The sequence below is a fragment of the Streptosporangium sp. NPDC050284 genome (assembly GCF_044459525.1).
Lineage (GTDB): Bacteria > Actinomycetota > Actinomycetes > Streptosporangiales > Streptosporangiaceae > Streptosporangium.
The window spans coordinates 97,784-110,404 of record NZ_JBITIZ010000003.1; the positions used below are offsets into that span (position 1 = coordinate 97,784).

The 12,621-nt window shown below is 71.9% G+C and carries 10 protein-coding genes; 5 read left to right on the plus strand and 5 right to left on the minus strand.

The features are described from left to right. Positions 1 to 195: 195 nt before the first annotated feature. Positions 196 to 1,803 carry a hypothetical protein gene (locus ACIBH4_RS08075; protein WP_362502479.1) on the minus strand — a complete coding sequence of 536 codons (1,608 nt, stop codon included), beginning with the start codon at positions 1,801 to 1,803 and terminating at the stop codon, positions 196 to 198. Beyond that, positions 1,779 to 2,564: an ABC transporter ATP-binding protein gene (locus ACIBH4_RS08080; protein ID WP_362502482.1), complete on the minus strand. Its 786-nt coding sequence runs from the start codon at positions 2,562 to 2,564 to the stop codon at positions 1,779 to 1,781. Before ACIBH4_RS08080 ends, ACIBH4_RS08075 begins: the two co-directional genes overlap by 25 nt. 102 nt (positions 2,565 to 2,666) lie before the next feature. On the opposite strand from ACIBH4_RS08080, the gene ACIBH4_RS08085 reads away from it, so the two are divergent. The 5 genes from ACIBH4_RS08085 to ACIBH4_RS08105 all read left to right on the plus strand — a co-directional run bounded on the left by ACIBH4_RS08085 (position 2,667) and on the right by ACIBH4_RS08105 (position 7,758). Continuing rightward, on the plus strand, positions 2,667 to 4,271 hold the full coding sequence (locus ACIBH4_RS08085) for an acyl-CoA carboxylase subunit beta (RefSeq protein ID WP_362763190.1): 1,605 nt from the start codon (positions 2,667 to 2,669) through the stop codon (positions 4,269 to 4,271). Next, positions 4,268 to 4,474, plus strand: coding sequence for an acyl-CoA carboxylase subunit epsilon (locus ACIBH4_RS08090; RefSeq protein WP_362763187.1), 207 nt, complete (start codon positions 4,268 to 4,270; stop codon positions 4,472 to 4,474). The genes ACIBH4_RS08085 and ACIBH4_RS08090 overlap by 4 nt, the downstream gene beginning before the upstream one ends. Positions 4,475 to 4,575: 101 nt before the next feature. After that, entirely contained in the window at positions 4,576 to 5,517 is a 942-nt protein-coding gene (locus ACIBH4_RS08095) for an NYN domain-containing protein (RefSeq protein WP_350946408.1), read from the plus strand. A 298-nt stretch (positions 5,518 to 5,815) separates the two neighbouring features. Next, on the plus strand, positions 5,816 to 7,225 hold the full coding sequence (locus ACIBH4_RS08100; protein WP_362763185.1) for an AlkA N-terminal domain-containing protein: 1,410 nt from the start codon (positions 5,816 to 5,818) through the stop codon (positions 7,223 to 7,225). After that, positions 7,222 to 7,758, plus strand: a complete 537-nt coding sequence (locus tag ACIBH4_RS08105) for a methylated-DNA--[protein]-cysteine S-methyltransferase (RefSeq protein ID WP_362502496.1) — start codon at positions 7,222 to 7,224, stop codon at positions 7,756 to 7,758. The genes ACIBH4_RS08100 and ACIBH4_RS08105 overlap by 4 nt, the downstream gene beginning before the upstream one ends. A 160-nt stretch (positions 7,759 to 7,918) precedes the next feature. Here ACIBH4_RS08105 and ACIBH4_RS08110 read toward each other — a convergent pair whose 3' ends face one another. The 3 genes from ACIBH4_RS08110 to ACIBH4_RS08120 form a co-directional block, all read right to left on the minus strand. After that, on the minus strand, positions 7,919 to 8,851 hold the full coding sequence (locus ACIBH4_RS08110) for a hypothetical protein (RefSeq protein ID WP_362502499.1): 933 nt from the start codon (positions 8,849 to 8,851) through the stop codon (positions 7,919 to 7,921). Further along, the gene (locus tag ACIBH4_RS08115) at positions 8,848 to 9,477 is read right to left on the minus strand and encodes a hypothetical protein (protein ID WP_362502502.1); all 630 of its coding nucleotides are present in this window, start codon (positions 9,475 to 9,477) and stop codon (positions 8,848 to 8,850) included. The genes ACIBH4_RS08110 and ACIBH4_RS08115 overlap by 4 nt, the downstream gene beginning before the upstream one ends. 203 nt (positions 9,478 to 9,680) lie before the next feature. Further along, positions 9,681 to 12,602 (minus strand): BTAD domain-containing putative transcriptional regulator, encoded by a 2,922-nt coding sequence (locus ACIBH4_RS08120; protein ID WP_362763182.1) that lies wholly within the window; start codon positions 12,600 to 12,602, stop codon positions 9,681 to 9,683. Positions 12,603 to 12,621 lie beyond the last annotated feature (19 nt).

Here is a 12,621-nt window from a genome sequence, read left to right on the forward strand (position 1 = left end):
CCAGCGTACCCAGTCCGTTTTGTCGAACGGAGACCGGTCTCACCCATTGGACTAGACCACTGAGGAGGCTGATCCCCGGCCGTTCCCGGGGCCGTACGTGACAGCCGCCGAGGACCGTTCGTGACCGTTCAGGCAGCCGTCGGGGCGCTCCCCTCCGGGCCCGCGTACGGCCGGAAGGGGAGCGCGGGGTGGGCGTCAGGTGGCGACGGAGGTCGCCTCCAGGAGCGCCGGATACCTGGCGAAGGCGATCTTTCCCGCGATCCTGCGGCCGCCCCAGGAGAGCAGCAGCCCGTACGGCACCGCGAGCACGCTGACCCACGTGAGACCGAGCAGGATCGGCAGGACGATCGGCAGCGCGAGCAGGCCGGTGCAGATCAGCGCGCCGAACGACGCCACGAAGGCGATACCGCCCTGGCCGGGGGCCGCGCCGGTGAAGGCGTTCAGGCGCTCGGGCACGGTGTAGGGCACCAGCACGCTGGTCAGCGCGCCCACGCCGAGCCCGGCCCCCAGCACGCCCCAGGCGGTGAGCGTGGCGGGGACCACCCACCCGACGTCCCCGGCGAGCAGCGCCGCGACCGCGGCGAGCAGGAGCAGCAACGGGACCGCGATCGTCGCCACGGCGAGGTGCCGCCCGGCGATGTCGGTACGCCAGTCACGGTCGGTGCCGTAGGCGACGGCGTTCATCCACAGGGAACGGCCGTCGATGCCGAAGGCGTTGCACCACTGGATGCTGATCATCACCGCGCCGATGCAGGCGGGCGCGATCGCGAGGACGCCCCCGGCCGCGCCCTCGCCGTCCCCGTACATGGAGAAGGCCATCACCCCGGTGACCGCGATGGCGGCGAACCAGCCGACCCTGCCTCGCGGGTCGCGCCTGGCGTACTTGAACTCCTTGCCCGCGACCGCGGCGAGCGGGCCGTCGGGCAGGACCTTCGCCAGCAGGCCACGGGAGTTGCGCACCGACGCGCCCTGGGTGGAGGCGTCGGAGGTGACCAGGGCGCGGCGCAGCGCCGCGATCCACAGCCACCCCACCCCGGCGATCAGGAGCGCGAGCAGGGCCGCCCCGGCGACCGCCGTCAGGCCGCCGTCGGCGATGGAGCGGGCCGCGACACCGGAGGGGGTCCAGCTCAGCGCCGAGGCCAGGGCGTGCAGCACGGCCCTGGGATCGGCCGACACGCCGCCGTTGAGCAGCAGGTTGGGCAGCTGGGCCGCCAGGACGAAGAAGACCACCGAGACGGCGAGCACGTCGCGGCCCCTGCGGGTGCGCAGGATCCCCGACAGCGACGTGGTGACCAGCCGGGAGAGCATGACGCAGAGCGCGAAGTGGAGCAGAACCACGACCGCACCCAGGAGCACCCCGCCGATCCCGGTGGCCAGAGCGGCCACCGCCCCCGCCGTCACGGCGAGCGAGGCGAGCGGCCACACGCCGGTGATCGAGGCGGCGAACATGCCGGTGACGAGCTGGCCGGTCCGCAGCGGGAACAGGGCGAGGCGCGACGGGTCGAGCGTGTCGTCCAGCCCGAACGCCAGCAGCGGTACGACCGCCCAGCCCACCAGGAAGACGGTGAACAGCACGGTCACGGTCTCCACGGCGAGGTCGGCGGACGCGAGGCGCAGCGAGGACATCATCAGGAAGCCGACGGTGCCGAAGAGGAACGCGGCGATCGTCGTGAAGACGAACCCCAGCAGGCGCTGGGTGCTGCCCCGCAGGTTTCCCGCGACGAGCCGCAGCTTGAGCCGCACGAACACCATGGGCCCCACCCGTACGGTCCCGGCGCTCACGAGGGGGTCGCGCCCAGCCACGACAGGCCCTCCCGTCCCGCGGGATCGCCGTCGCCCCTCGCCCCGACCAGGGCGAGGAACGCCTCGTTGAGACTGCGGCCCGCCCTCACCTCGTCCAGCGGCCCCTGGGCGACGATCCGCCCTCGGTCCATCACCGAGACCCAGTCGCACAGGCGCTCGACGAGCTCCATCACGTGGCTGGAGAAGACCACCGTCGAGCCGGAGGCGGTGTAGCGCCTGAGCACCTCGACGAGCGTGTTGGCGCTGACCGGGTCGACGCCCTCGAACGGCTCGTCGAGGAAGAGCACGTCGGGGTTGTGCAGCAGCGCCGCGGCCAGGCCGATCTTCTTGCGCATGCCGGTGGAGTAGTCGACGACGAGCTTGTCCGCCGAGCCGGTGAGGGCCATGACGTTCAGCAACTCCTCCGCCCGCCGCTCCACCTCGGCCTTGGGGATGCCGCGGAGCTGGCCGTTGTAGGAGAGCAGTTCCCGGCCCGACAGGCGCTCGAACAGGCGTAACCCCTCGGGGAGCACCCCGATGCGGGCCTTGACCGCGACCTGGTCACGCCAGACGTCGGCGCCACCGATGTGGACCGAGCCGTCGTCGGGGCGGAGCAGGCCGGTGACCATGCTGAGGGTGGTGGTCTTCCCCGCCCCGTTGGGTCCGACAAGCCCGGCGAAACCGCCCTGTGGCACGACCAGGTCGACACCTCCCACGGCCACCTGCTGCCCGAATCTCTTGAACAGCCCCCGTGTTCTTACCGCCTCCGTGATATCAGCCATCGCGCCGCCCTTCCCCAGAGTTGACCGATCAGTCCGCTCGCAGGGGGAACGAACGATCGCCCCCAATGGTTCGCGATGTGAGCGGACGGTTACCCTGCTGGAATGAGCGAGCCCCTGAGTGCCGAACCGCTGGATTCCGGACCCGACATCCACACGACGGCCGGCAAGCTGGCCGATCTTGAGCGCCGCCTGGGTGAGGCGGCCCACGCGGGTTCGGCACGAGCCGTCGAGAAGCATCACGCCGCCGGGAAGATGACCGCGAGGGAGCGGGTGCTCGCCCTCCTCGACGAGGGCAGCTTCGTGGAGTTCGACGAGCTGGCCAGGCACCGGTCCACCAGTTTCGGCCTGGAGCGCCAGCGGCCGTACGGTGACGGGGTCGTGACCGGGTACGGCACGGTCGACGACCGCCCGGTCGCGGTGTTCGCCCAGGACTTCACGGTCTTCGGCGGGTCCCTGGGCGAGGTCTTCGGAGAGAAGATCGTCAAGGTGATGGACCATGCGCTGAAGACCGGTTGCCCGGTGATCGGCATCAACGACTCCGGAGGGGCGCGCATCCAGGAGGGTGTCGTCTCGCTGGGTCTGTACGCCGAGATCTTCAGGCGCAACGTCCACGCCTCCGGGGTGATCCCGCAGATCTCGCTGGTCATGGGTCCCTGCGCGGGTGGCGCCGTCTACTCGCCCGCGCTCACCGACTTCGTGCTGATGGTGTCGGAGAAGTCGCACATGTTCATCACCGGCCCCGACGTGATCAGGACGGTCACCGGCGAGGAGGTGACGTTCGAGGAGCTCGGCGGGGCGCACACGCACAACTCCCGCTCGGGCGTGGCCCACTACGAGGCGTCCGACGAGGCCGACTGCCTGGATTTCGCCAGGGCGCTGCTGTCGTACCTGCCGTCCAACAACATGGACGAGGCACCGGCGTTTGACGCCGATCCGCCGCTGGAGACCACCGACTCCGACCGCGAGCTCGACACGCTGATCCCCGATTCGGCGAACCAGCCCTACGAAATGCGTACGGTTCTCGAACACGTCCTCGACGACGGCGAATTCCTGGAGGTGCACGCGCAATTCGCGCCGAACATCCTCGTGGGTTTCGGCAGGGTCGAGGGGCGCTCCGTGGGGATCGTCGCCAACCAGCCGATGAGTTTCGCCGGAACGCTGGACATCGCGGCCTCCGAGAAAGCCGCGAGATTCGTTCGCACTTGCGATGCCTTTAACATTCCCGTACTGACATTCGTCGACGTTCCCGGATTCCTGCCGGGCACCGACCAGGAATGGAACGGGATCATCCGGCGCGGCGCCAAGCTGCTCTACGCCTACGCGGAGGCGACCGTGCCCCTGGTCACGGTCATCACCAGGAAGGCGTACGGCGGGGCGTACGACGTCATGGGGTCCAAGCACCTGGGCGCCGACATCAACCTGGCCTGGCCGACCGCGCAGATCGCGGTGATGGGCGCGCAGGGCGCGGTCAACATCCTCTACCGGCGCGAGCTGGCCGCGGCCGAGGAGCCGGACGCCGCGCGGGCCAGGTTCGTCACCGAATACGAGGACACTCTCGCCAACCCGTATCTCGCGGCCGAACGTGGGTATGTGGACGCCGTGATCCGCCCTTCAGACACCCGCGTCCAGATCGTCAAGGCGCTGCGTGCCCTGCGCGGCAAGCGCGCGACCCTGCCCCCGAAGAAGCACGGGAACATCCCGCTATGAGACACCTGAAGATCATTAAAGGGGACGCGACCCTCGAGGAGATCGCCGCGGTGGTGATCGCCCTATCGGCGCGCGCCACACCGGCGAATCCGGCGCAAAAAACCCCGCAGACCTCGAAATCCTGGAGCAATCCCTCAGATCGCATGCGAAAAGCACTTCCTGTCGGACAAGGCGCGTGGCGATCCAGCGCGCTGCCGAGATAGATCCAGAGAACGGGGTGTCAAGTTGCGCGAGAGTTGGGACCATCTAAGAAATGGGCGCATATAGTCAGCCGATCAGCTAGTTCCGAGGCCTGGAGGACGACATGAGCATCCTGGACCTCACATCACATCCCATCGCCGCGAAGTACGCCGTCCTGGTCGACGTCGGCTATCTGTACGCGGCGGCCGGGGAGGTGCTCCTGGGCGCCAAGGAGCGCAAGGAATACCGGGTGGCGGCGGACGAGCTGATCCAGGCGTTGCAGAAGCACGCCGAGGAGCGCATCCACGGCGAGCTGCTCCGGATCTACTGGTACGACGCCGCCCGCGACCGGGTGCCGACCGTCGACCAGCGGGTCATCGCCCAGCTCCCCTGGGTCAAGGTGCGCCTGGGCAACCTGAACGCCCGAGGCCAGCAGAAGGGCGTGGACGCGCAGATCAGGAGCGACCTGGAGGCACTGGCCAGGCACCACGCGGTGAGCGACACGATACTGCTCGCCGGGGACGAGGACATGGTCCCCGCCGTCGAGGCCGCCCAGGCCTACGGGGTGCGGATCCACCTGTGGGGCGTGGAGCCCCCCTACGGCACCAACCAGGCGGAACGTCTGGTCTGGGAGTCCGACACCGTCGAGATCATCAGCGCCGACTTCCTGCGCTCCTACTTCAGCCGCGCCCCCGCGCCGGTCCCCGTGCCGGTGCCCCCGATCGCCCCCTCCCCCGCCCAGGTCTTCGCCGGGCGCACCGCCGCCAAGCCCAAGGCACCCGTGGGCCAGGTCACCAAGCTGGGGCCGAGCCGCCCGCGCGTCGAGGAGGTCGGCGAGCACGTCGCCCAGAAGTGGATCCTCACCCGCGGCCGCGACAACATCCGCGACCTGCTGCCGGGGCCGATCCTTCCCACGGTGATCGACACCGAGTTGCTCATCGAGGCGGAGAAGGAGCTGGGCCACTCCCTGCGCCCGTACCCCGAGGCGCGCGTCTGGCTCCGCGACGGATTCTGGGCCCGCGTCTACCGGGAGTTCGAGATCGGCGTCGGCGTCTCCTCCAAGTGACCCCCGCCGGGGCGTCCGGTCCCCGGCCGTCCCTGTGTCGTGACGAGCGCCGCGGCCGGTTCCCGATCCTCCGTAGACCGTCCCTGCCGACTTGGACGGGGTGCGGGCGGCGCTCTCCAGGTGGGTTCCCGACCCTCCTTGGAGGGTCCCGGCCCTGGCGCCCGGCGCCTCACCCGTGCCGACCTCGCTCGTTCTCGCCCCTCCTTGGACCGTCCCGGCCCCCCTGTCGCGACAGCCGCCACGGCCAGGTCCGATTCCCGCCAGCTGTCCCCCCTGAGCCGCGGGTAGCGTCGTCACCGTGTCCGTGAGAGAACTCGACTTCGACTCCTGTTACCGCGCGGTGGCCGCGAGGGACGCCCGGTTCGACGGGCGGTTCTACACGGCGGTCACCTCCACCAACATCTACTGCCGGCCGATCTGCCCGGCACGCACCCCCTCCACCCGCAACGTGCGGTTCTACCGCCACGCCGCCTCGGCCGAGGCGGCCGGGTTCCGGCCGTGCAAGCGGTGCCGGCCCGAGCTGAGCCCCGGCGATCCCGGCTGGGACCACCGGGGCGACCTGGTCGGCCGGGCGCTCCGGCTGATCGACGAGGGGGTGGCGGACGACGGCGGGATGACCCGGCTGGCCGGGCGGCTGCACATCACCGGACGGCACCTGCACCGGCTGTTCACCGCGGAGATCGGCGTGGGTCCGCTCGCCGTGGCCAGGACCAAGCGCCTGCTGCTGGCCAAGCAACTGCTCACCGAGACCGGGCTGCCGATCGTCGACGTGGCGTTCGCCTCGGGTTTCGGCAGCGTACGGCAGTTCAACGCGACCATGAAGGACACCTACGGCTTCACGCCCGGCGAGCTGCGGGCGACGACGGGGGCGAGGCCACAGATACCCGGCGACGCGCTCACCCTGCGGTTGCACCGCAGGGAGCCGTACGACGCCGAGACCCTGATGCGGTTCCTGGCGGCGAGGGCGATCCCGGGGCTGGAGCACGGGGACGGCACGTCCTACCGCCGGGCCGTCCCCGGCGGAACGATCGCCCTCACCCCCGTGCCCGGCCACGTACGGCTGGAGGTGAGCGTCGACGACACCCGCCACCTGGCCAGGATCGTCGCCCGCTGCCGCCGCCTCCTCGACCTCGACGCGGACCCCGAGGCGATCTCCTCCGCCCTCGGCGAGACCTCGCTGGCTCCGCTCGTCGCCGCCCGCCCCGGGCTGCGCGTACCCGGCGCCTGGGACGGTTTCGAGATGGCCGTCCGCGCCGTGGTCGGCCAGCAGATCTCCGTCGCGGGTGCCCGTACCATCCTGGGCCGCGTCGCGGCCAGGGCCGGCCGCCCCACCGGCGGGCAGGGGCCGGCCCACCTGTTCCCGACCGCGGAGGAGCTCGCCGAGGCCGATCTCGCCGGGCTGGGCCTGACCGGGCGGCGGGTGGCGACGCTGAAGGCGCTCGCCGTAAAAGTGGCGAGCGGCGAGATCGACCTGGACGGCGCGCAGGAGCCGGCGCGGGCGGTGGCCGGACTGCTGGAGGTTCCCGGCATCGGGCCGTGGACCTGCGGTTACATCGCGCTGCGGGCACTGCGCGACCCGGACGCCTGGCCTGGCGGAGACCTCGGCCTGCGGCGGGCCATGGCCTGCCTCGGCATCCCTGAAGATCACATCGAGCGGTGGCGTCCCTGGCGGGCGTACGCCGCGCTGCACCTTTGGAGCTCGGCATGATAGAGGCACAGGTTCTCGACACCCCTGCCGGTCCGCTCGCCATGCTCGCCCGCGAGGGCGTGCTGCTGGCGGCGGGCTTCACCACGGCGGGACCCGAGGAGATGTTCGCGCGGCTCTCCCCCGAGGTACGCGCCGAGGGGCTCGTTCTCGCCGACGACCTGGGCGGGCCGGCGCGGGCGGTACGCGACTATCTGGACGGCGACCTCGCCGCCCTCGACGCGGTTCCGGTGGAACAGCCGGGCACGCCCACCCGGCAGCGGCTGCTCACCGCCCTGCGCCAGGTGCCCGCGGGCGTCACGATCAGTTACGCCGAGCTCGCCGAGCGGGCGGGCCTGCCCAGGACCGCCGCGAGGGCGGCGGGGTCCGCGTGCGCGCGGAACCTGATCGCGCCGTTCGTCCCCTGCCACCGCATCCTGCCGTCCACCGGCGGGTACGGCGGCTACTACTACGGCACCCCGGTGAAGCAGTGGCTGCTCACCCACGAGGGGGCACCGGCCGCCGAACGGCTCAGGGCCCGCGGGGAGGGCCGCTGACCCGGCCGTTCCGGCCGTGCTCCGCGTCTCGCCGGGCCGGTCACCGGCCCGTGACCGGCCTATGACCGGTACGGACCGCTGACCGGACCTCCTCGACGCACCCCGCGCCTTCCCGGGACGGCCGACCGGTCCTCCCGGGACCGGCGATCACCCCGGGCGGTCAACCGGCCTTTCTCACCGTGCTCTGTACCTCGCCCACCGGGACGTCGCGGGTCACCCCCACCTCGATCGGGTCGTAGACGAAGGGCACCACGTCGTCCTCGACCTCGATGGGCCAGACCGAGGTGACCTCCAGCACGTAGACGTCACGCGGCTGGTCGATCGAGGAGCGCAGGTAGCGGACACCGCAGGTGAACTCGGCGCCCTGCCGGTACGGCTTGCCGCCCGGCCCGCACTCCTCCTTGACCTCCGCCCGGTCCTCGGTGGTACCCGCGTCGATCTGGATGTCCTGCAGGGTGGCGGTCACGGTGGCGCTCATGATCCCGGGCAGCGTCGCGGTCACGGACCTGGTGGTCTCGCCGACCCCGCTCAGCCAGACCCAGGTCGGCAGGTTGACGTAGCTCTTGGCGTCCGGGTTGAGCTCGATCTTCGGCTCGGGGACGGTGAGCGCGGCGCGGGCGATGTCGACCAGTTCGGCCATGGTGATCCCCGCGGGCGGGGTCGTGTTGGGCGGCACGAACACGTAGGTGTCCAGCCCCATCTGGCAGCTCACCCCGTTGGGATCGGACGCGTCGTGGGCGACCGTCCACCAGCGTCCCTCCTCGCCGAGCTTCTCCACGAAAGGCTTGAGTGCCTCCTGCCGGGTCTGCGGCGCGCCCGGATCCACCCGGGTGGTCCGCTGCTGGAAGTCCAGCATCTCGGAGGCGTTCTGGGCGGGTTCGTACCAGCAGGGCCGCTTGAGCCGGTAGCCGTCGCTTCTCCCCCCGCGGCCGTTCCCGCTGATGATGATCTGGGAGTTCTTGAGACTGACCCGCGCCGTGTTCCCGTCCTGGCTGCCTCGGACCTGAACATCGGAGCCACCACCGCCGCCACCGGGGTCACCGGGGCCCGGAGCGAGCAGCAGCAGCCCCGCGACCACCACATTCATGATCATCGATGACATCCCTTCGAGGCGTCACTGAAAGGTTTGGCGTGCTGGAGCAGCTTGATCCGCCAGACCCCGTCGTCACCCCGCCGGAGGCCGGCGACCTGGAGGAAGGGGCGCCTGGCCCAGTCGGGCTGCTTACGGACCGCCTTCCCGGTCTCCGCGTCCAGCAGTCGCATCCCGGTCTCGTCCACGCACGCGTTCAACTCGGCACCCCTGCCGGTGACCGAGACGACGTTCAGCGCGTACAGCCGGGAGACCCCGCGCACCGAACGGCGCTGGTCCAGGAACGCCTTCACCCACGCGTACGCGTCCCTGCTCGCCCCCTCCTGGACCGTCTCGTAGTACGCGGTGTCCTCTCCTCCGGTGACGACCGCGCGGAAGGACCCGGCACGGTAGTCGCGGAAAGTGTTGATCATCGCGGTGGTGTCCTCGTCGGTCGTGGCCGGCCACTCCACCACCACCTGGACGTCGGCGGAGACCTGGACCGTCTCCACCCTCGGCGCCCTCGGCGCCGTCGCGGCGGAGCCCGGCGCGGAGGTCTCGGGGGGAAGGTCGACGGGGGTGAACCGCTCGGCCTCCGAGGGGGCACAGGCCGTCGACAGGAGTACGACCAGCGCGATCGCGACACGCACACCGATCACGCTAGGAGCGCCCAACCACCGAAACCACCGATATGCGCGATTCGGCATGACTCTCTCCTGGTCCTCCTGGTCCTCCTGGTCCTCCTGGTCCTCCGCACAGCGACCCACCACACCTCCCGCCCGACGGTCGCCGGGCACGGCACCCGCCCGCCACCGCGTGACGTCCGGCGCACGGGCCGGGTCCGCCCGGCCCGTCATGCGGTCGGGGCCGAGCGCATCCGCCACGAGGGCAGCAGCTCGTCGATGAGGGCCTCGGTCTCGGGAGCCATCCCGCCGCCGTAGGGGTGCGACTCGGCCCTGCGGTGCAGGGCGTCGACCACGGCGCGCAGGCGGACGGGGTCGGCGGTGAGGTGGGTGGCCCGCAGCAGGTCGCGCCAGAGCCCCTCGTCGTCCGCGGCCAGCAACAGCCCGGCACGCACCGCCGCGACGGCCTGGTCGGTCTCGCCTCGGGCCAGGCGCGTCTCGCAGAGCCGGTGCGCGGCGTCCGCGACGCCCGCGGTCACGTTGTACTCCAGGTCGTCGGCGGCGAGCCAGGCGTAGCGGCCACGGGGACGGCCGTTCAGCAGCGGGCCCCGTACCAGGCCGAGTGCCCGCTCAAGGAGTTCGGGACGCCCGGCGGGGTTGGCGTGCGACCGGCGGACGAGGTCGCGGAAGAGCATCCAGTCGGTGCGCACCTCGGGGCCGAGCCTGAGCCGCCCGGACTCGTCGGCGTAGAGGTTGGGCCGCCCCTGGCTGTCGGTGCCCAGCCAGGCGACGACCCTCGCGATCGTGGCGTCCCTCACCACCGACTGCACGCCCCTCGGCCAGAGGATGCCGCCGAGCACGACGGGGTGAACGCCGCCGGGGTGCGTCGCCAGGTAGACGGCGAGCTCGACGGCGATCACGGCCCGTCCCTCCTCCATGGGCGGGGGGCCGACGACCTCGGCCTGACCGAGGATGCGCACCTCGACCGAGGGCGTGTGCGGTACGGGCTCCGGCTCGTCGGAAAGCGGCTCGCCCTCCAGCCGCTCGGTCGCGAGGAACAGGTCGATCAGCGCCCGGTACTGGCGCCGGGGCAGCAGCTGCGCGGCCACGTCGAAGCCGAGCGCGTCGACCTCGGCGCGGCCCCCCTCGGTGATCGTCCAGTTCCAGGTGGCGTGTGGCACGTCACCCGCGATCACGTACCCGGCCGCGGTCCGCACGCCCTTCCTCGCGAGCAGGGCGAGGCGGCGGCCCTCCTCGGGGGTGGGGGCGATCGCGGACAGCAGGTAGTGCGGCGTGGCGACCGGGTCGGTGGCGCGCCCGTGGATCCGGCCGGTGAGCACCTCACCGGCGTGATCGCGCTTACCGGCTCCCGCCTCCAGCTCGGGCAGGATCTCCGCCAGGGCGCCCACGTATCTGATCCGATCGGAGGCGATCACGGTCAGCTCCTCGCCGAAGCCGACCAGCGTGAGGCGCATCCGGTCCGACCAGCGGTTGGTGGCCAGCTCCACGGCGAGCGCGGCCAGGGCCTCGGTGGCCCGCGGGCCGTTGATGCCGATCGGCCCGTGGGCGGCCTCCAGGTCGACGAGCACCCGGCCCTCACCGTTGGAACCGAGCGAGACCAGTCCCGGGTAGGGGGCGGGCGCGTCGGCGAGCGTCCGCTCGTCGATCATCCGGCCCTCGTGCGCGGGAAGCCGCCAGACCTGGCCGCCGTCGTGGGCGGTCCAGGGCGCGGGCGCGTCGGAGTCCGGCGGGTGGATCCACAGGTCGAGGGTCTGCGGCGACAGGTGGGCGGCGTAGACCGTGGGCGGGACGCGGTTCTGGGCGGCGAGGGACCTGCCGAGGAGCCGGAGTCCGACGTCGAGCATCCGGCTGCCGGGGGCGTCGGCACCGAGCCTGAGCGCGAGCTCGGCCTGGGCGGCGTCGTCCCTGGGCCGGGTGATCCGGTACCCGAACGCGCGGCGCCAGAGCTGCTGCCTGCGCCTGCGTCCGAGCGCGGCGAGCAGTCCCGCCGCCGCCAGCGAGGCCCCCGCCAGGTAGTCGAGCATCCCCAGGGCGGTGTCCTGCCCGGCGTTCTGCCCGATGTCAGGGGGTTCCGCCACCGCCGCCGGGTCTCGCCGCTCCACCTGCCCGGGGTCCTGCCGCCCGCTGTCGGGCACCGTCACGGGCGGTGTATCGGGCACGGTGCGGGCCCTGTCGCGAGCACCGTCACGAGCACCGTCGTGAGCGGTGTCCCCGCGTTCCTGTGCCGGGCCGGCCTCCCGCCTCCCGTCGGCCCCGGCCCTTTCGCGGGGGTCGGAGACCTCGGGCGCGGGCTCCGCGGGAAGGTCGGCGCCGCCGGGGGTGAAGGTCTGGGTACGGCCGTCCAGCTCCGTCGGCTTGTCCGGGTGGTCCTTGAGGGTGTCGTCACGCGGCTGGGAGGCCGGGACGATGTGGATGTTGCGCGCGTCGTCCGGCATGTCCAGGACCCAGCCGGGCCTGATCAGGTCTGCCATGTGCAGGCGGCTGCCGTCGGGCTGTTCCTTGTGCTGGTTGAGCCGGTAGATCTCCGGATACCTGCGCCCGTCGCCGAGGCACTTCTCCGCGATCTCCCACAGGCTCTCGTGGTGGCGCCCGTGCGGCGGCTGCACCACGTAGACCTTCTTCGCCTTGCGTGCGGGCGCCAGCTCGGCCCGCTCGTCGGCGGCCGGCGCGGACGGCGACGACAGGCCGGTGGAGACGATGCCGGGAGCGGTGGGCGGCAGGCTGGTCATCTTCGCGATCGGCAGGGCCACCGCCGAGACGGTGAACAGCAGCATGGCCGCCGAGACCAGCCGGTTGGCGAACATCTGCGTACCGCCCGACAGCGGCACCCTCGCCGGCATGCCGACCCGGCGCAGACCCGCGTAGATCTCGACCAGCACGCAGACCACCAGCTGCAGCCACGCGAGCCAGACCAGCAGCACGAGGATCGCGACGATCGTGCTCGTACCCACCTGGCTGGTCAGCAGGTCGAGGTTGAGCAGCTCGGGCGGGAGCGGCGGCCCGGCCAGCCGGAGCAGGGCGTAGGGGACCCCCGCGATGAGCGCGACCAGGACGACGAGCGCGCCGAGGCCCGCCAGCAGGTCTCCCGGTGTGCGCCTGGCCTTGATGCGCACGGGCTGTCGCGTGGGCATTCGTCTCCCTCCCCGTTCT